This is a genomic window from Citrobacter amalonaticus (genome assembly GCF_018252635.1).
Taxonomy (GTDB): domain Bacteria; phylum Pseudomonadota; class Gammaproteobacteria; order Enterobacterales; family Enterobacteriaceae; genus Citrobacter_A; species Citrobacter_A amalonaticus_E.
Genome location: NZ_JAGTXM010000001.1, coordinates 101,043 through 122,226, shown reverse-complemented (window position 1 = coordinate 122,226; position 21,184 = coordinate 101,043). Strand labels below are relative to the sequence as shown.

22 protein-coding genes and 1 pseudogene are annotated in these 21,184 nt (G+C 56.9%); 14 read left to right on the top strand and 9 right to left on the bottom strand.

Translation table 11 applies throughout. The features are described from left to right. The first annotated feature begins 48 nt into the window (after positions 1-48). From phnE to phnP, 12 genes are all read left to right on the top strand, one after another. A complete protein-coding gene (phnE, locus tag KE671_RS00560) occupies positions 49-828 on the top strand; it encodes a phosphonate ABC transporter, permease protein PhnE (RefSeq protein ID WP_206161272.1) in 780 nt (259 codons plus the stop codon). Between the two features lie 20 nt (positions 829-848). After that, positions 849-1,574, top strand: coding sequence for a phosphonate metabolism transcriptional regulator PhnF (phnF, locus tag KE671_RS00555; RefSeq protein ID WP_206161271.1), 726 nt, complete (start codon positions 849-851; stop codon positions 1,572-1,574). Next, positions 1,575-2,027 (top strand): phosphonate C-P lyase system protein PhnG, encoded by a 453-nt coding sequence (phnG, locus tag KE671_RS00550; protein WP_206161270.1) that lies wholly within the window; start codon positions 1,575-1,577, stop codon positions 2,025-2,027. It begins immediately after the preceding gene. After that, positions 2,024-2,608, top strand: a complete 585-nt coding sequence (gene phnH, locus KE671_RS00545; protein ID WP_206161269.1) for a phosphonate C-P lyase system protein PhnH — start codon at positions 2,024-2,026, stop codon at positions 2,606-2,608. The genes phnG and phnH overlap by 4 nt, the downstream gene beginning before the upstream one ends. Then, positions 2,608-3,675, top strand: coding sequence for a carbon-phosphorus lyase complex subunit PhnI (locus tag KE671_RS00540; protein ID WP_206161881.1), 1,068 nt, complete (start codon positions 2,608-2,610; stop codon positions 3,673-3,675). The genes phnH and KE671_RS00540 overlap by 1 nt, the downstream gene beginning before the upstream one ends. Before the next feature lie 46 nt (positions 3,676-3,721). Then, entirely contained in the window at positions 3,722-4,513 is a 792-nt protein-coding gene (gene phnJ / locus KE671_RS00535) for an alpha-D-ribose 1-methylphosphonate 5-phosphate C-P-lyase PhnJ (RefSeq protein ID WP_241029735.1), read from the top strand. After that, positions 4,510-5,268, top strand: coding sequence for a phosphonate C-P lyase system protein PhnK (gene phnK / locus KE671_RS00530; RefSeq protein ID WP_206161267.1), 759 nt, complete (start codon positions 4,510-4,512; stop codon positions 5,266-5,268). The genes phnJ and phnK overlap by 4 nt, the downstream gene beginning before the upstream one ends. Before the next feature lie 119 nt (positions 5,269-5,387). Continuing rightward, complete coding sequence (gene phnL, locus KE671_RS00525) at positions 5,388-6,074, top strand: phosphonate C-P lyase system protein PhnL (RefSeq protein ID WP_206161266.1); 687 nt, start codon at positions 5,388-5,390, stop codon at positions 6,072-6,074. Beyond that, positions 6,071-7,207: an alpha-D-ribose 1-methylphosphonate 5-triphosphate diphosphatase gene (gene phnM / locus KE671_RS00520; protein WP_206161265.1), complete on the top strand. Its 1,137-nt coding sequence runs from the start codon at positions 6,071-6,073 to the stop codon at positions 7,205-7,207. Before phnL ends, phnM begins: the two co-directional genes overlap by 4 nt. Positions 7,208-7,209: 2 nt before the next feature. Then, entirely contained in the window at positions 7,210-7,764 is a 555-nt protein-coding gene (phnN, locus tag KE671_RS00515; RefSeq protein ID WP_206161264.1) for a ribose 1,5-bisphosphokinase, read from the top strand. Beyond that, complete coding sequence (gene phnO, locus KE671_RS00510; protein ID WP_206161263.1) at positions 7,751-8,185, top strand: aminoalkylphosphonate N-acetyltransferase; 435 nt, start codon at positions 7,751-7,753, stop codon at positions 8,183-8,185. Before phnN ends, phnO begins: the two co-directional genes overlap by 14 nt. A 63-nt stretch (positions 8,186-8,248) precedes the next feature. Further along, entirely contained in the window at positions 8,249-9,007 is a 759-nt protein-coding gene (gene phnP / locus KE671_RS00505) for a phosphonate metabolism protein PhnP (protein ID WP_206161262.1), read from the top strand. Here phnP and yjdP read toward each other — a convergent pair. Next, a complete protein-coding gene (gene yjdP / locus KE671_RS00500; RefSeq protein ID WP_206161261.1) occupies positions 9,004-9,339 on the bottom strand; it encodes a DDRRRQL repeat protein YjdP in 336 nt (111 codons plus the stop codon). The two genes, phnP and yjdP, sit on opposite strands and share 4 nt — an antisense overlap. A gap of 289 nt (positions 9,340-9,628) precedes the next feature. On the opposite strand from yjdP, the gene fdhF reads away from it, so the two are divergent. Both fdhF and yjcO read left to right on the top strand, forming a co-directional pair. Then, positions 9,629-11,776, top strand: a complete 2,148-nt coding sequence (fdhF, locus tag KE671_RS00495; protein WP_206161260.1) for a formate dehydrogenase subunit alpha — start codon at positions 9,629-9,631, stop codon at positions 11,774-11,776. A gap of 103 nt (positions 11,777-11,879) precedes the next feature. Next, positions 11,880-12,569: a Sel1 family TPR-like repeat protein YjcO gene (gene yjcO / locus KE671_RS00490; protein WP_206161259.1), complete on the top strand. Its 690-nt coding sequence runs from the start codon at positions 11,880-11,882 to the stop codon at positions 12,567-12,569. Positions 12,570-12,814: 245 nt separating this feature from the next. On the opposite strand, the gene gltP is transcribed toward yjcO, so the two are convergent. From gltP to nrfA, 8 genes and pseudogenes are all read right to left on the bottom strand, one after another. Continuing rightward, positions 12,815-14,125, bottom strand: coding sequence for a glutamate/aspartate:proton symporter GltP (gene gltP, locus KE671_RS00485; RefSeq protein ID WP_206161258.1), 1,311 nt, complete (start codon positions 14,123-14,125; stop codon positions 12,815-12,817). A gap of 333 nt (positions 14,126-14,458) precedes the next feature. Then, entirely contained in the window at positions 14,459-15,079 is a 621-nt protein-coding gene (gene nrfG / locus KE671_RS00480) for a heme lyase NrfEFG subunit NrfG (protein WP_206161257.1), read from the bottom strand. Continuing rightward, positions 15,076-15,471 (bottom strand): heme lyase NrfEFG subunit NrfF, encoded by a 396-nt coding sequence (nrfF, locus tag KE671_RS22995; RefSeq protein ID WP_432759325.1) that lies wholly within the window; start codon positions 15,469-15,471, stop codon positions 15,076-15,078. Before nrfF ends, nrfG begins: the two co-directional genes overlap by 4 nt. A gap of 68 nt (positions 15,472-15,539) precedes the next feature. Continuing rightward, positions 15,540-17,299 (bottom strand): annotated as a pseudogene (locus tag KE671_RS00470) (heme lyase CcmF/NrfE family subunit); the annotation flags it as partial. 8 nt (positions 17,300-17,307) lie between these two features. Then, positions 17,308-18,264, bottom strand: coding sequence for a cytochrome c nitrite reductase subunit NrfD (nrfD, locus tag KE671_RS00465; protein WP_206161255.1), 957 nt, complete (start codon positions 18,262-18,264; stop codon positions 17,308-17,310). Beyond that, complete coding sequence (gene nrfC / locus KE671_RS00460; RefSeq protein WP_042999063.1) at positions 18,261-18,932, bottom strand: cytochrome c nitrite reductase Fe-S protein; 672 nt, start codon at positions 18,930-18,932, stop codon at positions 18,261-18,263. The genes nrfD and nrfC overlap by 4 nt, the downstream gene beginning before the upstream one ends. Beyond that, the gene (gene nrfB / locus KE671_RS00455; RefSeq protein ID WP_046493984.1) at positions 18,929-19,492 is read right to left on the bottom strand and encodes a cytochrome c nitrite reductase pentaheme subunit; all 564 of its coding nucleotides are present in this window, start codon (positions 19,490-19,492) and stop codon (positions 18,929-18,931) included. Before nrfB ends, nrfC begins: the two co-directional genes overlap by 4 nt. Before the next feature lie 102 nt (positions 19,493-19,594). After that, complete coding sequence (nrfA, locus tag KE671_RS00450; protein WP_206161254.1) at positions 19,595-21,031, bottom strand: ammonia-forming nitrite reductase cytochrome c552 subunit; 1,437 nt, start codon at positions 21,029-21,031, stop codon at positions 19,595-19,597. Positions 21,032-21,184 lie beyond the last annotated feature (153 nt).

The following is a 21,184-nucleotide window of genomic DNA, read 5'->3' as shown; positions in this document are numbered from 1 at the left end:
GGATGGCGCTGGCCTACAACGCAAACACACGTTTATACGGAGCTAAACATGCAAACCATCACCGTTGCCCCGCCAAAGCGCAGTTGGTTCTCGCTCGTAAGTTGGGCCATTCTGCTCGCCGTTCTGGTCGTGTCGTGGAAAGGCGCCGAAATGGCCCCACTCACGTTGATTCAGGACTCTGGCAACATGGCGACCTTCGCCGCCGACTTTTTTCCCCCCGATTTTAGCCAGTGGCAGGACTACCTCGGCGAAATGGCGGTGACCCTGCAAATCGCCGTCTGGGGTACCGCGCTGGCGGTGATCCTCTCCATTCCCTTCGGCCTGATGTGCGCCGATAACCTCGTGCCCTGGTGGATCTACCAGCCGATGCGAAGGGCGATGGACGCCTGCCGCGCCATCAACGAAATGGTGTTTGCGATGCTGTTCGTGGTCGCTGTCGGCCTCGGTCCGTTTGCCGGCGTCATGGCGCTGTTTATCCACACCACCGGCGTGCTCTCCAAACTGCTGTCCGAAGCGGTGGAAGCCATTGAACCTGGTCCGGTTGAAGGTATTCGCGCCACCGGCGCTAACAAAATCGAAGAGATTCTTTACGGCGTGCTGCCCCAGGTGATGCCGCTGCTGATCTCCTACTCGCTGTATCGCTTTGAATCCAACGTCCGTTCGGCAACCGTCGTCGGGATGGTGGGGGCAGGCGGCATTGGCGTCACGTTGTGGGAAGCGATTCGCGGTTTTCAGTTCCAGCAAACCTGTGCCCTGATGGTGTTGATCATCGTGACCGTCAGCCTGCTGGATTTTCTCTCCCAGCGTTTACGTAAGCACTTTATCTGATTAGCGAGGCATTGATTGCTATGCACTTGTCTACACATCCGACCAGTTATCCGACGCGTTATCAGGAGATTGCCGCGAGACTTGAGCAGGAGCTACGTCAACACTACCGCTGCGGTGATTACCTGCCCGCCGAGCATCAGCTTGCCGCGCATTATGAGGTTAATCGCCATACCCTGCGCCGCGCCATCGACCAGTTGGTTGAGCGCGGCTGGGTCCAGCGTCGTCAGGGCGTCGGCGTACTGGTGTTGATGCGCCCGTTCGACTATCCGCTTAACGCCCAGGCGCGCTTTAGTCAGAACCTATTGGATCAGGGCAGCCATCCCACCAGCGAAAAACTGCTGGCGGTACTGCGCCCGGCCTCCCGTCACGTTGCCGATGCGCTCAGCGTGCAGGAGGGCGACAACGTCATTCATCTGCGCACCCTGCGGCGTGTCAACGGTATCGCCCTGTGTCTGATTGACCATTACTTTTCCGATCTCACCCTCTGGCCGCTGCTGCAAGGCTTTAACCACGGCTCGCTGCACGACTATTTGCGCGAGCAGTCCGGCCTCACGCTCAAGCGCACCCAGACACGCATCAGCGCCCGCCGTGCGCAGGCGAAAGAGTGCAAGATTCTGGAAATCCCCAACATGGCGCCGCTGCTCTGCGTGCGCACCCTGAACCACCGTGAAGGCGAAGAACGTGCGATGGAGTACTCCGTCAGCCTGACCCGCGCCGACATGATCGAATTCACTATGGAGCATTGAATGCATTTCGATACCGCCACCCGCCAGCGCTGGATGCGCGCGCTGGCTTACAGTAAGGCCGATGCCCTGAATGCGCGACTCCAGGCGCTTAAACTGACTCCGGAATATGAACTGATTCGCGCCCCGGAAACCGGGCTGATGCAAATTCAGGCGCGCATGGGCGGCACCGGCAACCGCTTCTTTGCCGGAGACACCACGCTGACCCGCGCGGTCGTACGCCTGAAAAGCGGCACGCTGGGCTACAGCTACCTGCTGGGACGCAACAAACACCACGCCGAGCAATGCGCCGTCATCGACGCCTTACTGCAGGAACAGACGCATTTCCAGAATCTCATGGAAACCTTAATTAGCCCGCTGGAGGCAGAACGGGAGGCGGAAATCACCGCCCGCCGCGCCGAAGTCAACGCCAGCCGGGTAGACTTCTTTACGCTGGTACGCGGAGATAACGAATGACCCTACAGACCGCCTTTACCCTGCCCGTCCACGACGCTCAACAAAGCTTTCGCCGCCTGCTGAAAGCGATGAGCGAACCGGGGGTGATTGTTGCCCTGCATCAACTGAAACACGGCTGGCAGCCGTTGAATCTGGCAACCACCAGCGTTCTGCTGACGCTGGTCGACGGCGATACACCGGTCTGGCTGTCGCCTGCGATGAATAATGATATCGCCAGCCAGAACCTGCGTTTTCACACCAACGCGCCGATGGTCGAACAGCCCCAACTGGCGACCTTTGCCGTGGCCGACGAGCGCATCAGCAGCGAACAGCTTAATGCCCTTTCTGCCGGTTCTGCCGTCGCGCCGGAGACCAGCGCCACGCTTATCGTGCAGGTCTCCAGCCTGAGCGGCGGGCGGATGTTACGCCTGACCGGCGCAGGCATCGCCGAAGAGCGAATGATCGCACCACAGTTGCCAGAGTGCCTGATCCACGAACTTACCGAACGTCCGCATCCATTCCCTCTGGGTGTTGACCTTATCCTCACCTGCGGCGAACGGCTGCTGGCTATCCCGCGAACCACCCATGTGGAGGTATGCTGATGTACGTCGCCGTCAAAGGGGGTGAAAAGGCGATAGCCAACGCCCACGCGTTACAGGAGCAGCGACGCCGGGGCGATGCTGCCGTTGTCGAACTGAGCGTGGCGCAGATAGAACAGCAGATGAATCTGGCTGTCGATCGCGTCATGACCGAAGGCGGTATTGCCGATCGCGAACTGGCGGCGCTGGCGCTCAAGCAGGCCAGCGGCGATAACGTCGAAGCCATTTTTCTGCTGCGCGCCTATCGCACCACGCTGGCAAAGCTGGCGGTGAGTGAGCCTGTGAACAGCGCGGAAATGCGCCTGGAACGCCGCATCTCCGCCGTTTATAAAGATATTCCGGGCGGACAGCTGTTAGGGCCAACCTACGACTACACCCATCGTCTGCTCGATTTTACGCTGCTGGCAAATGGCGAAACACCGCCGCTGCGGACAGCAGAAAGTACGCAGGACGCCGCCCCGCACGTCTTTTCGCTGCTGGCAAACCAGGGACTGGCGAAGCCCGAAGAAGATAACGGTGCCACCCCGGATGACATCACCCGCACGCCGCCGGTTTACCCCTGTTCCCGCGCCTCGCGCCTGCAACAGCTGATGCGCGGTGATGAGGGCTATCTGTTGGCGCTGGCCTACTCCACCCAACGCGGCTACGGGCGCAATCACCCGTTCGCGGCCGAAATCCGTAGTGGCTACGTTGCGCTGGAAACGGTACCGGAAGAGCTGGGATTTGCGGTCAACGTCGGCGAACTGCTGATGACCGAATGTGAAATGGTCAACGGTTTTGTCGTCCCGGACAACGACGCCCCTCATTTTACCCGCGGCTACGGACTGGTGTTCGGCATGAGCGAACGCAAAGCGATGGCAATGGCGCTGGTGGACCGCGCCCTACAGGCACCCGACTACGATGAAACGGTCACGGGACCGGCGCAGGACGAAGAATTCGTGCTGGCGCACGCGGATAACGTCGAGGCGGCGGGTTTTGTTTCGCACCTCAAGCTCCCCCACTACGTCGATTTCCAGGCCGAGCTGGAGTTGCTCAAACGCCTGCAACAGGAGGCTACCCGTGACCACTAACCTCTCCGGCTACAACTTCGCTTATCTCGATGAGCAGACCAAACGAATGATCCGTCGCGCAATCCTTAAAGCAGTGGCGATCCCCGGCTATCAGGTGCCGTTTGGTGGCCGCGAAATGCCGATGCCCTACGGCTGGGGCACCGGTGGGATCCAGATCACCGCCAGCGTAATAGGTGAACCGGACGTGCTGAAGGTAATCGATCAAGGCGCGGATGACACGACCAACGCCGTATCGATCCGCAACTTCTTCAAACGCGTCAGCGGGGTCAATACCACCGAACGCACGGAAGACGCTACGCTTATCCAGACCCGTCACCGGATCCCGGAAACGCCGCTGACGGAAGATCAGATCCTGATCTTCCAGGTGCCGATCCCCGAGCCGCTGCGTTTTATCGAACCACGCGAAACCGAAACCCGCACCATGCACGCGCTGGAGGAGTACGGGATCATGCAGGTGAAGCTGTATGAAGATATCGCCCGCTTCGGCCATATCGCCACCACCTACGCCTACCCGGTGAAGGTGAATGGCCGCTATGTGATGGACCCCTCGCCGATCCCGAAATTCGATAACCCGAAGATGGACATGATGCCCGCCCTTCAGTTGTTTGGCGCGGGACGCGAAAAGCGCATCTACGCCGTGCCGCCGTACACCCGCGTGGAAAGCCTCGACTTCGACGATCATCCATTCAGCGTACAAACCTGGGATGAGCCCTGCGCCATCTGCGGTTCAACACACAGTTATCTTGATGAAGTGGTACTCGATGACACCGGCAAACGCATGTTTGTCTGCTCCGACACCGACTACTGCCGCCAACAGAGCGAGGCACTCAGCCAATGACGCAACCGCTGCTTTCGGTTAATAACCTGACCCATCTCTACGCGCCGGGCAAAGGCTTCAGCGATGTCTCTTTTGACCTGTGGCCTGGCGAAGTGCTGGGCATTGTCGGGGAGTCGGGTTCCGGTAAAACCACCCTGCTGAAATCCATCTCCTCGCGCCTGATACCGCAGTCAGGCGAGATTCAGTATCAGAACCGTTCGCTGTACGCCATGAGCGAGGCCGACCGCCGCCGCCTGTTGCGCACCGATTGGGGCGTGGTGCATCAACATCCGCTGGACGGCCTGCGTCGTCAGGTTTCGGCAGGCGGCAATATCGGCGAACGCCTGATGGCGACCGGCGCGCGCCACTACGGCGAGATCCGTGCTACCGCCCAGCGCTGGCTGGAGGAGGTCGAGATTCCGGCTTCACGTATCGACGATCTACCGACCACCTTTTCCGGCGGCATGCAGCAGCGTCTGCAAATCGCTCGCAATCTCGTCACCCACCCGAAGCTGGTGTTTATGGATGAGCCGACCGGCGGCCTCGACGTCTCCGTCCAGGCGAAGTTGCTGGATTTGCTGCGCGGGCTGGTGGTGGAACTGGATCTGGCGGTGATCATTGTCACCCACGATTTAGGCGTGGCGCGCCTGCTGGCGGATCGTCTGTTGGTGATGAAACAGGGCCAGGTGGTGGAAAGTGGATTAACCGATCGCGTGCTCGACGATCCGCACCATCCGTATACCCAGTTGCTGGTGTCGTCGGTATTGCAAAATTAAACATCGTATGCCGGATGGCGGCTGCGCCTTATCCGGCATACGGGTCGGTATCGCTTGTAGGCCTGATAAGCAAAGCGCCATCAGGCAATCGAATGCACAAATGCTTAAAGAGGCTAAAAATGAACGCGATCCGCGTTGAAAACGTCAGTAAAACCTTTGTGCTCCACCAGCAAAACGGCGTGCGCCTGCCGGTGCTACAAAATGCCTCGCTGGAAGTCAAAAACGGTGAATGTATCGTTTTACATGGCCACTCCGGCAGCGGGAAATCCACGCTGCTGCGTTCGCTGTATGCCAATTATCTGCCCGACGAAGGGCATATCCACATTCGCCATCACGACGAATGGGTGGATCTGGTGCAGGCCCCGGCGCGCAAAGTACTGGAAGTCCGCCGCACCACGATCGGCTGGGTGAGCCAGTTTTTGCGGGTGATCCCGCGGATCTCCGCGCTGGATGTGGTGATGCAGCCGCTACTGGATCTCGGTGTATCGCGTGAGGCGTGCGCCGCCAAAGCCGCAAGTCTGCTGACCCGCCTGAACGTACCGGAACGCCTGTGGCATCTCGCCCCGTCAACCTTTTCCGGCGGTGAACAACAGCGTGTCAATATCGCGCGCGGATTTATCGTTGATTACCCGATTCTGTTGCTCGACGAACCGACCGCGTCGCTGGATGCCAAAAACAGTGCCGCCGTGGTGGCGCTGATTGAAGAGGCGAAAGCGCGCGGTGCGGCCATTGTCGGCATTTTTCACGATCAAACTGTGCGCGACCGCGTGGCGGATCGTTTGCACCTGATGGGAACAACACCATGATTATCAACAATGTAAAGCTGGTGCTGGAAGATGAAGTGGTACAGGGATCGCTGGAAATGCAGGATGGCGTGATTCGCGCCTTTACACAAAGTCAGAGCCGTCTTCCCGAAGCGCTGGATGGCGAAGGCGGTTGGCTGCTGCCGGGGCTGATCGAGTTGCATACCGATAATCTCGACAAATTCTTTACCCCGCGACCGAAGGTGGACTGGCCCGCCCATTCCGCGATGAGCAGTCACGATGCACTGATGGTCGCCAGCGGTATCACCACCGTGCTGGACGCGGTGGCGATTGGCGATGTCCGCGACGGCGGCGATCGTCTGGAAAACCTGGAGAAAATGATCAACGCCGTGGAGGAGACGCAAAAGCGTGGGGTGAACCGCGCCGAGCATCGCCTGCATCTGCGCTGCGAACTGCCGCACCACACCACACTGCCGCTGTTCGAGAAGCTGGTCAGCCGTGAACCGGTCACGCTGGTTTCGCTGATGGATCACTCGCCGGGCCAGCGCCAGTTCGCCAACCGCGAGAAGTATCGTGAATATTATCAGGGCAAGTATTCACTGACCGATGAACAGATGGCGCGGTACGAAGAAGAACAACTGGCGCTGGCGGCACGCTGGTCGCAGCCCAACCGGACCGCTATCGCGCAACTGTGCCGCGAACGCAACATTGCGCTGGCAAGCCACGATGACGCCACCTCCGGGCATGTACAGGAATCTCATCAGCTTGGCAGCGTCATCGCCGAATTTCCCACCACGTTCGAAGCCGCAGAGGCCTCACGTCGGCACGGCATGAACGTGCTGATGGGCGCGCCAAACATCGTGCGCGGCGGCTCTCATTCCGGCAACGTTGCGGCGCACACGCTGGCAGAACTGGGGTTGCTGGATATCCTCTCGTCGGATTACTACCCCGCCAGCCTGCTGGATGCCGCGTTTCGCGTCGCAGACGATGCGACCAACCGCTTCACTCTGCCACAGGCGATCAGCCTGGTGACCGCTAATCCGGCGCGGGCGCTCAGTCTTAGCGATCGCGGTACGATCGCCGAAGGGAAACGTGCCGATCTGGTACTGGCGCACCGTAAAGGCGATCACATCCACATCGACCACGTCTGGCGCCAGGGAAAGAGGGTGTTCTGAGTATGGGAAAACTGATCTGGCTGATGGGGCCGTCCGGCTCTGGAAAGGACAGTTTGCTGACAGAACTCCGTCAGCAGGAACATGCGCAACTGCTGGTGGCGCATCGTTATATTACCCGCGCGGCGAATGCCGGGAGCGAGAATCATGTTGCCCTCAGCGAGCAGGAGTTTTTCACTCGTGCCGGGCATAATCTGCTGGCGCTAAGCTGGCATGCTAACGGCTTTTATTATGGTGTTGGCATTGAGATCGATCTCTGGCTCAACGGCGGCTTCGACGTGGTGGTCAACGGCTCACGCGCACATCTTCCTCAGGCGCAGGCGCGCTACGGTACGGCACTGCTGCCGGTCTGCTTGCAGGTTTCTCCTGCGATTTTACGCCAGCGCTTACAGGCGCGCGGGCGGGAGAGCGAAACGGAGATCGCCGCCCGTCTTGAACGCGCGGCCCGCTATGCCCCGTTTGACTGCCATATGCTTAATAACGACGGCAGTTTGCACCAGTCCGTCGACTCGCTGCTATCGTTAATGGGACGCAAGGAGCCACGCCATGTCTGCCTGTGAACTTCGTCGCGCCACGGCACAAGACACCGAGGCCGTGTACGCGCTCATCTGCGAACTGAAGCAAACCCGGTTTGATTACCCGGCCTTTCGCGCCGGGTTCACCGCCAATTTGCAGGATACCCGACTGCGCTATCAGTTAGCGCTGCTTGAGGGCCAGGCGGTTGGGTTGATTGGTCTGCATCTGCAGTATCATTTACATCACGCCAACTGGATTGGCGAGATTCAGGAACTGGTAGTGATGCCGCAGGCGCGGGGGCTGAAAATCGGCAGCCAGTTACTGGCGTGGGCGGAACAGGAAGCCCGTGAAGCGGGGGCGGAGATGACCGAGCTGTCCACCAGCGTGAAACGCCATGACGCCCACCGTTTTTATCAGCGCGAAGGCTACGAACAGAGCCATTTTCGCTTCACAAAAGCATTGTGAGATACGCAGGCCGGAGAAGACGCTCGCGCCGCCATCCGGCACGATACGACAAGGGGAATCACGATGAGTCTGAGCATCACGCTAAGCGGCACCGGCGGTGCGCAAGGAGTACCCGCGTTTGGCTGCGACTGCGCCGCCTGTCGTCGCGCACGCCTGCAGGAACAGTATCGCCGACGCCCGTGTAGCGGCGTGGTCAAATTCAACAATACGGTGACGCTGCTGGATGCGGGTATATCGCACCTGATGGACGACTGGCCGGCGGGCAGCTTCCGACAGTTTTTACTCACCCACTACCATATGGATCACGTACAGGGATTGTTTCCGCTGCGCTGGGGCGTCGGTGCGTCCATCCCGGTGTACGGCCCGGCGGACGAACAGGGTTGCGACGATCTGTTTAAGCATCCTGGCATTCTCGACTTTAGCCACACCGTCGAGCCGTTTGTGGTGTTTTCGTTACAGGGATTGCAGGTGACACCGCTACCGCTGAACCACTCAAAGCTGACGTTGGGTTATCTTCTGGAAACTGCGCACAGCCGCGTGGCATGGCTGTCTGACACCGCCGGACTGCCCGATAAAACGCTCACCTTTCTGCTCAACAATCGGCCGCAGGTTATCGTCATCGATTGTAGCCATCCGCCGCGTCCCCAACCGCCGCGTAATCACTGTGACTTAACCACCGTGATAGCGCTCAATGCGGTGATTCGCTGCCCGCAGGTAATCCTCACGCATATCAGCCACTCATTCGATGTCTGGCTGATGGATAACCCGCTCCCGGACGGATTTGAAGCGGGCTATGACGGGATGCAAATTGTCGTGGATTAACGCTCGTAATCCTCTTCCATCCTGCGCTCTTCGTCTTCCAGTTGACGGCGCTCGCGGTCGAGCTGGCGCTGGCGTTCGTCCAGTTGACGTCGACGGTCCTCAAACTGACGGCGACGGTCATCATACTGTCTGCGTCGATCGTCGCTCATTTCGTTCTGCCACCTGTCGTCACGCGAATCCTCGTAATCCCGCCCGCTATCGCTGTCAGGCTTATAGGCATCGTTGATCGCCTGCTGAATGTTGCCGATGGCATCATCAATGATATCGGCCTGTGCCGGCACGGTCGCCAGCGACAGCAGGCTGAATAAAAAGAGCGTCAGGGTGCGTTTCATAAAACCAGCCTCAAAAGGGGACGGTTTCTACGTTAGTTAACACCAGCAGATGCAACCAGAGGAGGAATCTCAAATTCGGCCAGCGCGGCCCCGCCGTTGCGCAGGGCAATGTGTTGTCATTCACGGGAAATCGTCACGTCAAATATGACGACAGCCTGTTTTTCGTCAGGGTTTTGTCCAAAAATTACCCGTAATATCAGGGAAAGCCCCCAATTAAAATGTGGCATAAAAGATGCATACTCAGGGCGACAAGCGTGTATGCGCGATTTGATTAACTGGAGCGAGACCGATGAAAAAAGTCGTCACGGTTTGCCCGTATTGCGCATCAGGTTGCAAGATCAACCTGGTGGTCGATAACGGCAAAATCGTCCGGGCTGAGGCGGCGCAGGGGAAAACCAATCAGGGTACTCTGTGTCTGAAGGGCTATTACGGCTGGGATTTTATTAACGATACCCAGATCCTGACCCCGCGCCTGAAAACCCCTATGATTCGTCGCCAGCGTGGCGGCAAGCTGGAATCTGTTTCCTGGGATGAAGCGCTGAACTACGTCGCAGAACGCCTGAGCGCCATCAAAGCGAAATACGGCCCTGATGCCATCCAGACGACCGGCTCGTCTCGTGGCACCGGGAATGAAACTAACTACATCATGCAAAAATTTGCGCGCGCCGTTATTGGTACCAATAACGTTGACTGCTGCGCTCGCGTCTGACACGGCCCATCGGTTGCAGGTCTGCACCAGTCGGTCGGTAACGGCGCAATGAGTAACGCAATTAACGAAATTGATAACACCGATCTCGTGTTTATCTTCGGCTACAACCCGGCGGATTCCCACCCGATTGTGGCGAATCACGTGATTAACGCGAAACGTAACGGGGCGAAAATTATCGTCTGCGATCCGCGCAAAATTGAAACTGCGCGCATTGCCGACATGCACATCGCACTGCGAAACGGCTCGAATATCGCGCTATTGAACGCGATAGGCCATGTCATTATTGAAGAAAACCTATACGACCAGGCGTTTGTCGCCTCGCGTACGGAAGGCTTTGAGGAGTACCGTAAGATCGTCGAAGGCTACACGCCTGCATCCGTTGAGGACATCACTGGCGTTAGCGCGAGTGAAATTCGCCAGGCGGCGCGGATGTATGCCGGTGCGAAAAGCGCGACCATCCTGTGGGGCATGGGCGTCACTCAGTTCTATCAGGGTGTGGAAACCGTGCGTTCACTGACCAGCCTCGCGATGCTGACCGGCAACCTCGGTAAGCCCAGCGTGGGCGTTAACCCGGTACGTGGCCAGAACAACGTTCAGGGCGCGTGCGATATGGGTGCGCTACCGGATACCTATCCGGGCTATCAGTATGTGAAAGATCCGGCTAACCGCGAGAAATTCGCCAAAGCCTGGGGCGTGGACAGCCTGCCTGCGCACACCGGCTATCGCATCAGCGAGCTGCCGCACCGTGCGGCGCATGGCGAAGTGCGTGCGGCGTACATCATGGGTGAAGATCCGTTGCAAACCGATGCGGAACTCTCTGCGGTGCGCAAAGGCTTTGAGGATCTGGAACTGGTCATCGTGCAGGACATCTTTATGACCAAAACCGCGTCGGCGGCGGATGTGATTTTACCGTCAACGTCGTGGGGCGAGCATGAAGGGGTCTTTACCGCCGCTGACCGTGGCTTCCAGCGCTTCTTTAAAGCCGTTGAGCCGAAGTGGGATCTGAAAACCGACTGGCAAATCATCAGTGAGATCGCCACCCGTATGGGGTATCCGATGCACTACAACAACACCCAGGAGATCTGGGATGAGTTGCGTCATCTGTGCCCGGATTTCTACGGTGCAACTTACGAGAAAATGGGCGAACTGGGCTACATCCAGTGGCCTTGCCGCGATACGTCGGACGCCGACCAGGGGACGTCTTATCTCTTTAAAGAGAAATTTGATACCCCGAACGGCATGGCACAGTTCTTCACCTGCGACTGGGTCGCGCCGATCGATAAACTCACCGACGAATACCCAATGGTGCTGTCGACGGTGCGTGAAGTCGGTCACTACTCCTGTCGTTCGATGACCGGTAACTGTGCGGCTCTGGCCGCGCTGGCAGACGAACCGGGCTATGCGCAAATCAATGCGGCCGACGCGGCGCGTCTGGGCATTGAAGATGAAGCGCTGGTCTGGGTTCATTCGCGAAAAGGCAAAATTATCACCCGCGCGCAGGTCAGCGAACGCCCGAACAAAGGGGCGATTTATATGACCTACCAGTGGTGGATTGGCGCCTGTAACGAGCTGGTGACCGAGAACTTAAGCCCGATTACCAAAACGCCGGAGTACAAGTATTGCGCCGTGCGCGTGGAGCCGATTGCCAATCAGTCCGCCGCCGAGCAGTACGTGATTGATGAGTACAACAAGCTGAAGGCCCGCCTGCGCGAAACCGCAATGGGCTAACCACAACGTTGATGCATCTCAACAGCCTCCACCCCGGAGGCTGTTTTTTTATCCATAGGATCTCTTTATACTGTCGATTCCGTACCCTAATTAAAACTTAATAATGAAACCACTTCTTGCATTGATGTTATTGATGACATTCTTTGCCCGTGCTGCCAATCCTGAGCCAGGAAGCCAGTATTTGCAGGCCGCAGAGGCAGGTGACAAACGCGCGCAATATTACCTCGCTGACAGCTGGTTTAGCTTCGGCGATTTGAGCAAAGCCGAATACTGGGCACAGAAATCCGCCGACAATGGCGATGCGGATGCCTGTGCGCTGCTGGCGCAGATTAAAATCACTAACCCGGTCAGTCTGGACTACCCGGAAGCGAAAATGCTGGCGGAAAAGGCCGCCCGGGCAGGTAGTAAAGCGGGGGAAATTACGCTGGCACGCATTCTGGTCAATACTCAGGCCGGAAAACCCGATTACCCCAAAGCCATTTCTCTGCTGCAAAACGCCTCTGAAAATCTGGAGAGCGATGTTGCTGTGGATGCGCAGATGTTGCTCGGCCTGATTTATGCCAACGGCGTCGGCATTCAGGCTGATGATGATAAAGCGACCTGGTACTTCAAGCGCAGTTCCGCCATCTCCCGTACCGGGTATTCCGAATACTGGGCGGGAATGATGTTTCTGAACGGTGAACAGGGCTTTATTGAGAAGAATAAACAGAAGGCGCTGCACTGGTTGAATCTGAGCTGTACCGAAGGCTTCGATACCGGCTGCGAGGAGTTTGACCGATTAACGAACGGCTGACTCAGATTGCCTGATGGCGCTTTGCTTATCAGGCCTACAAGCGATACCGGCCCGTAGGCCGAATAAGGCGAAGCCACCATCCGGCACAAGCGATACCGACTCGTAGGCCGAATAAGGCGAAGCCGCCATCCGGCACAAGCGATACCGACTCGTAGGCCGAATAAGGCGAAGCCGCCATCCGGCACAAGCGATACCGACTCGTAGGCCGGATAAGGCGAAGCCGCCATCCGGCAACCAGTTAACCGTTACTGGGCGGTCTTCTCGAATTTACCCAGTACTTCGCGCTCATACGCCAACGCTTTTTTGCGATCAAACTTGTGTTCCCATTTGGCGATAACCAGTACCGCCAGCGCATTCCCCACCACGTTCAACGCCGTACGCGCCATGTCGAGAATACGGTCAACACCGGCGATAAAGGCCAGACCTTCCAGTGGAATACCGACACTGCCAAGCGTGGCCAGCAGTACCACAAAAGAAACGCCCGGTACGCCCGCGATCCCTTTTGAGGTCACCATCAGCGTCAGCACCAGCACGATTTCCTGCCACAGCGACAGGTCGATACCGTACAACTGCGCGATGAAGATCGCCGCAATACTCTGGTACAGGGTCGAGCCGTCGAGGTTAAACGAATAGCCGGTCGGCACCACAAAGCTGGTGATTGAGGCTGGCGCGCCATAGGCTTCCATCTTCTCGATAATACGCGGCAGCACGCTTTCAGAGCTGGCGGTGGAGTACGCCAGAATCAGTTCGTCTTTCAGAATGCGGATCAGGATCCAGATACTCAGCCCGCAAATACGCGCGACGATACCCAGCACCACCAGCGCGAAGAACAGGATCGCGAAGTGAACCAACAGCACCAGCTTCGCCAAGGGCCACAGCGAGGCAAAACCGAAGTTCGCCACGGTCACGGCGATCAGCGCGAACACCCCGACCGGTGCATAGCGCATCACCATATGCGTGACTTTAAACATGGTTTCAGAAATAGAGCGGAACACCGTCACCAGCGGCTCACGATGCGTTGCCGGCAGAGAGGAGAGCCCCAGACCAAACAGTACCGAGAAGAAGATGATTGGCAGCATGTCGCCTTTCGCCATCGACGCGATGACATTAGTCGGTACCAGAGACAGAATGGTGCCCATCAGGCCATGCGCGTGGCTCTGCACCTCTGCCGTCGTGTTCTGGTATTTCGAAATGTCCACGGTCGCCAGTTGCGACATATCAATGCCGGAACCCGGCTGGAACACATTCGCCAGCGTAATCCCGAGGATAATGGCGATGGTCGTGATCACTTCGAAATAAAGAATGGTTTTCGCGCCAATACGTCCCAGTTGTTTCGCATCGCCGACGCCGGCAATCCCGACAATCAGCGTGGAGATCACAATCGGCACTACGATCATTTTGATCAGATGGATAAAGATATCCCCTGCCGGAGAGAGCAGGTTTGCAATCAGCCACTCGCGGCTGTCGCTGTGATAGTGCAGATAGCTGCCGAGTAAAATGCCCAGCACCATGGCAATCAGGATCTGCCAGGCCAGGCTGAGTTTAAAACTTTTCATAACGACGGACTTCCTCAATGGAACACTACTCCGGTTAAAAAACAGGAATAGTTACATACTGAAAGGGTATGAATTGTGTTGCGTTGGTTTGTAGAGTTTTTTAACGCGCATAATCAGTACCATTTGCAGGGCATATTACGCAACCCTTTAAGAACAGGGCTTTTCGCTGAATTAATGCATAATAACGCGAATTTATCGGGATTACATTGCATAACTATTTGTTATGGAAAGATTTTTAAATCTGTATTTTTGAATTATAACCATCAGGAATTATTTTGACCGCGAGGTTCACTTGCTTGTTTTTTAAACAGATAAATTCCCTAAAGCACAAAACTATTTCTGCCGATTCTGTAACAACTTTGCCATGTTAATCGAGTCAATCAGCTGCGCACGATTCACCCGCGGTGAATTCAAATCCAGGACTTTTTGCCACTGCGCAATCGCCTGTTTGTAATCCGCCTGCATAAATGCATCCGACGCCAGTAGCATCAGCGCGGTAACTTCCGAAGCATCCAGCGCCAGCGCCTTATCAATCATTTTGCGGGTCGCCGGCGTCATGTGCTGCCCAGCCTGGTAGTAGAGCACGGTCGCCAGCGCCGAATAGATCTCCGCATTCTCCCCACGGCTACGCAGAGCCTGACGATAAGCCAGCAGCGCATTATCGTAATCATTGCGCCACAGATAATACTCGCCGAGCAGCGCCCACTTTTCGCTGTCCTGCGGGTTGGCGCGAATCAGTTTTTGCAGCGCTATCAGTTGGGCCTCCGGCGTCGCGGTCTCTGCAAATTCATGCAGCGGATCGGCCAGACGTCGTTGTTCGTCTCGTACGGCCTGCCATTTTGGCGACAGCAGATAGCCACTGAGACAAACGATGATCATCACCCCAACGCCCAGCGCCAGCCACTTCACCGGCAAGGGACGGGAAGATGCATCTGAGCGTGCGGACAGGCTCATGGTTTGCCCTCCTCTTTACGCTGCCGCGTACTGGCCCGCCAGAGCACGCCGCCTACCAGCAATAATAACAAGCATGGCAGCGCCCACAGCAGCAGCGTCTGCCCGGTGAGAGGCGGGTTATAGCGGACAAAGTCACCGTACCGCGCGGTCATCCAGGCGGTGATTTCAGCTTCATCTTTCCCTTCTGCCACCATCGTATAGACCTGGTGGCGCATGCTGACCGCAACCGGCGCATTGGATTCCAGCAAGTTTTGATTCTGGCACTGCGGACAGCGCAGTTGGCTGGCGATCGACAGCGCTTTTTCCTGTTGCTGCGGATTGTCAAAAGCCCAGGTATCGACCACCTGAGCATGAGCGGAAAAAGAGATAACCCACAGTAAGATAAACGCCACGATCGTGCCTGACGCCGCTGCGCTTACCAGGCCTGGGACGCGCTGAAATCGTAGGCCGGATAAGGCGTGTGCGCCGCCATCCGGCACATTACAGATAAGACTACGCATCGCGTTTTCTCCCCCGCCAGCCGCTGAGCAGCGCCCCGGCAATCATTAACAGCCCCCCGCCCCAAATCCAGCGCACACCGCTTTGCACATACAGGCGCATGGCATACCGTTCCTCGCCCGTTTTTTCACCCATCACCGCATACCAGTCATGAAGCAGATCCCAGCGGATGCCAGGCTCCATCATCTGTTGGCGGCGAGCGGAATAAAAGCGCCGCTCGGGCGTCAGGGTGCCTGTTTGTTTATCGCCCTGCCACAGCGTAATCAGCGCCTTTTCGGTGGTGTAGTTCCCTTTCGCGGCCAGATCCAGCCGTTCAAAGCGGAAGGTATACCCCGCCAGTTCAACCTGCTGACCTGGACTCAGGTTGAGGCTTATCTCCTGGCGACTGCCGCTGGAGAAGAGGATCCCCGCGGCAAAAACCAGCACGCCCGCGTGCGCCAACAGCGCCGGAAACTGACGGTGCACGGCCCCCTTCCGGCGCCTGACCATCGTGATCACGATCACCACCAACATCAGCAAGCCAAACGGCAAGGTGGCACGATTGAAATACGGCGCGCCTACCGACAGTCGCCCCCACCCCAACAGGCCATAAATCATTGGGTAGAGCGTACCAATCAGTACGATCAACAGCACCGCGCAAAAGAGCAGCAGCGCCGCCAGAATCAACATTTCGCGCGACCAGCCGCCCAGACGTATGGCCTGTTGATTAGCCCGCGCCCGCCAGCCGTACAAGCCGAGTGCGGCCAGACTCATAATGGTAAAGAGGGCAAACAACGGCACGGCGCGCACGTTATCCAGCGCAAAAGCGTGTACGGAAACGAGAATACCGGAACGGACAATCAACGTTCCCAGCAAAGAGAGGATCAGCGTGACAATCGCCAGCAGTAACGACCAGTGGCGGAAAATACCGCGTTCACGCGACATATACAGGCTGTGCAGTAGCGCACTGGCAGAAAGCCAGGGTAATAAAGACGCGTTTTCTACCGGGTCCCAGAACCACCAGCCGCCCCACCCCAGTTCGCAATAGGCCCACCATGAGCCGAGAATGATGCCAGCCGTCAGCGCACACCAACCGGGTAGCGCCCAGCGCCAGCACACCCAGGCCGTCATCTTCGTGAAATCGCCGCGCAACAGCGAGGCCAGCGCCACGCCGGCGGCAACCATCAAACCGCCATACCCCAGATACAGCAACGGCGGATGGAGGATCAGCCCTAGATGTTGCAACATCGGGTTGAGATCGCGCCCTTCAATCGCTGGCGGAAAGATACGGACAAACGGATCGGACCAGAACACCACAAACAGCAGCAGTAACGCCGTGATTAGCGAGAGTACACTGAGCGTGAACGTAAACAGAGGATCAGATTCGCGGCGATAACGCCAGGCAAACAGCGCGCTCCAGCCGGACAGAAAGAGCACCCACAGCAGCAGCGACCCTTCATGACCGCCCCACACCGCCGCCAGTTTGAGTCCCCACGACAGCAGGCTGTGGCTGTGTTGTGCCACATAGATAACCGAGAAATCACTGGTCAGAAAGCAGAACACCAGAATCAAGAAGGCGAGCAACAGGCACGCAAATTGCGTCCAGACGCCCACGCTCGCCAGACGCATTATGCCCTGCCAGCGCAGGCGTTCACCTGCCAGTACGGCAAGCGGGGTCAACACGTTGACCCCAAGACTGAATAACAGCGCCAGAAAACCGGCTTCAGGAAGGAGTACGTCCAGAAATCACCTTACGCTACGGTTAGCTGCCCCGCATAGAGAATGAAAAAGCGCAGTAACAGTACGCCCGTCAGGCTGGCGCCACATACCGCCAGCACACCATGAAAGGTTGAATGGCGACTGGCCCAGGGCTTGAGCAGCATCGGCACAATCAATCCCAGCCCCGCAACACCTATCCAGAACCACCAGGTCCAGAAACCGCCCCCCAACGCCGCCGACAAGGCGCGCATTTTGCCGTCATCACCCAGCGCCAACCCCACAAAGAAGGCGGCCAGCAGGAAGATCTCCAGCCACACCACCGGCGTTTCCACCCGGTGAATAAAATGCGCCTCGGTACTATGCGGATTACCACGCTGACGTAATGCCATCGCGATCAGCGCCACCGCCGCACCGGAGGAGATCCCGGAAAACAGGAACAGCACTGGCAGGATCGGGTTATTCAGGAACGGATAGGATTTCAGTACCGAAAGCAGGAAACCGGTATAGGCACCCAGCAATACCGCCAGCACCAGCATCAGCGTTTCTAGCCCACGGTTGAACGGCGTTAATAGCGTCAGCACCTTCTGCACTAGTCCCAGACGGGGGAACCAACGCTGTTGCAGGACCATCACCTCTTTTTGAAAGATGATGGCCAGCCACAGAATCAGCACGACCATATACAACTGAAACAGTAAAACCCCCATCGACATCACCGACGTAAAGCTGTAGTGGAACATCAGCTTCCAGAAGGTCCAGGGACGCGTCAGGTGGAAGATCAGAATCAACAGGCCGAAAATAATCGCCCCCGGCCCCACCACCAGCGTGGTGCGCAGCAGCGTACTGTCCGCTCCGCCCGCCTCCGGATGGTAACGGCGCAGCAGGATGGAGAGCGTCACCAGTCCGGCAGAAATACCAATCAGAAACAGATAGATAGCGATGGGCCAGTCCCACACCAGTGATTCAAAGTGGAAAGCAGATGCATTTGTCATTGGCTCACCTCCCCATATTTAAAGGGAACGCGGTAGACCTTCGGTTTGGTACCCAGCGCCAGCTTGTAGCGATAAGTGGTTTTCTGTCGCAACAGCCGGGAAATATCGCTGTCAGGATCGTCCAGATTGCCAAACGTCAGCGCCTTCGTCGGGCAGGACTCGACGCAGGCCGGCAGTTTGCCCGCTTTCAGGTTTGTTTTACGGCAGAAATCGCATTTATCCGCCGTTTTCGTGACCGGATGGATAAAGCGTACGCGATACGGACACGCCGCAATGCAGTACTGGCAGCCGACACAGAGATCCGGGTTCACATCCACAATGCCATTGGCGGCATCGCGATACGACGCCCCGGTCGGGCAGACGTCAACGCACGGCGCGTGATCGCAGTGCTGGCACGAATGGCGGAAGAAGCGGTACTTCACATCCGGAAATGTGCCCAGCGGTTCGCTACGTATGATGGTGAGTCGCGACACGCCTTCCGGCACGTTGTTGACTTCCCGACAGGCATCCATACAGGCGGTACAGCCGATGCATAATGATTCATCATGCACCATGCCATATCGCACGCCGTTGATATTCAACGTTTTCGCCACCACGCGTCCTGCTGTACCGCTGACGGCCACCAGCGCGCCGACGCCGGTGATGAACTGGCGACGAGAGCAACTCATGGATGCTCCTTAAGCAAAGGAACAGACGCCGGATTAAAGTTCGGGTTGTTACGCTGATCGCTGTGGCAATCGACGCAAATCTTAACTCGTCCTTTATCGCTTAACGTCTGCATCGTGTCTTGCTTCGGATGCAGTGAGTGACAACTGGCGCAGGCCACTTTCGTCACGTGGACATCGTGCGGCCAGAACGCTTTTTGCAACTGCTCAGGCAAATGACAGGACAGACAAACGCTGTTCTGCTGCTCCACGTTGTACATCGGCTCGTTAAAGCGCATCACATCCTTCGCCCCTTCACGATGCTGAGGCGATGGCTTGCCATGACAGTTGGTACAAGTAACCGGCAGTTTATTGTTCGGATTGGTCACGGACGCATGCTTTCCATGCATCCCTTCGGTATCCGGCTTGTGACAGTCCAGACACGCGGCATCCGGGCTACGCTGTTGGGTGACCGTCCAGCGTTCAGACTCCTGCGGCGTTGGCGTGGCGGTTATCCCACTCAGGCTCCATAAAAGACCTGACGCCAGCACCCCAGCAGTTAATAACGAACGGAATACGCTCATATTCACTCCGTTGCATAATGCCTGATGGCGCTACGCTTATCTGGCCTACACGACTTCTGTAGGCCGGATAAAGCGCTTGCGCTGTCATCCGGCAAATTGAGGTTATTGGCTTAACAAACCGTTTTTACGCGCCTGCTCTTCCCACTGAGGGATCACCGTTTTGATAAAGTCCTGTTTATCGGCGTTAATCTGCTGCATGTTCAGACCAATGGCCGCCTGGGCTTTCTCTTTGGTGGAGATATCCGGAATCGCGATTTCATGGGTGATGCCTTTGGTTGCCAGCAGACGCGCCAGCTTAGTCCGGGCATCAGCGGCTTTGTCCATCGCGATGCCTAACATCCGCAAACCTTCTTCCGGGGCGTGCATATGGATACCGTGAGAGGCAATGGCCAGATCCCAGCGCCACTGTGCGTGACGGATATCGCTCAGAATCGGCTTCATTTCTGCTTCCGTTGCGCCCGCATCCCAGGCCGCCTTCGCTTCGAAGTGAGCACGCACCAGTTGATCTTCAACCTTGATTTTCAGCCCATTGATCGCCTTCTTACGCTCAGCGACCACATTTTGCAGGGAGGCCTTATCCTGGGTATGGCAGTTCGCACAGGTTTGCGGGAAGTTGTCAAACGGGTTGCCAATCTTATGATCGGTATAGAGTTTGCCTTCGGCGTTCTGCACTTTCGGCATATGACAGTCAATGCAGGTCACATTGTTTTTACCGTGAATACCCACGCTCCAGGTTTCATATTCCGGATGCTGCGCTTTCAGCATCGGCGTTTTTGACAGCGAGTTGGTCCAGTCAGCGAAAGTAATGGCGTCATAGTATTTCTCCATATCTTCGACTTTCATGCCGTCATCCCACGGGAACTTGACGGCTTTGTTTTTGCCATCAAAGTGGTATTCCACGTGACACTGGGCGCAAACCATCGACTGCTGGTCGAAACGACCGGCTTTATCAAATGGTTTGCCGATGGTCTCCATCGCACGTTCGGCGTACGGACGAGACAACGTCAACTCAGGTTTGCCTTTCGCGAAGTCAGGTGACGCCGTGTTGTGGCAATCGCCACAACCCAGGTTGTTAACAACTTCCGGACCGCCACGTGCCCACATGCCGTGGAAGTAACCGTCTTCACCGTCTTTCTGGATCAGACGCGCTACGTCCGGGCTTTTACAACTCCAGCAAGCCATCGGCAATGGGCCGTCTTCAGCAGTTTTTGGGGCACCAGTACGCAAGGTTTCACGCACATCGGTCACTGCATAGGCGTGCCCACGCGGTTTGTTGTAATCACGGGAAAACGGATATCCCGCCCACAGGATCACCAGGCGGGGATCTTCTGCTAATGCGTCTTCACGCTTTGCTTGTTCTGAGGTCGCTTTCCATGAGAGATATTGATCGGGATGTTGAGGGGCGAAGACTTCATTCTTCGCTTCAACGGTAACAGTCTTTGCGGGTTCGGGCGTTTGCTCAGCATAAACCGCAGAAATGAAAAACAGCGGTACGATCAGGCTGAAGAAACGGCGTGCGCGTCGTGTAATCCTTGCCATAGAGGTCTCATCCAGATTGCGCCATTGCGTTCAATGACGGTTCTTTTTTATTCTATCCATGACGATAACCACACACACCGCCATGACATTGCCCTAATCTAGATGTAACAAAAAACCACACTGAAAATGTTGTCTTTAATCAATTGTAAGTGT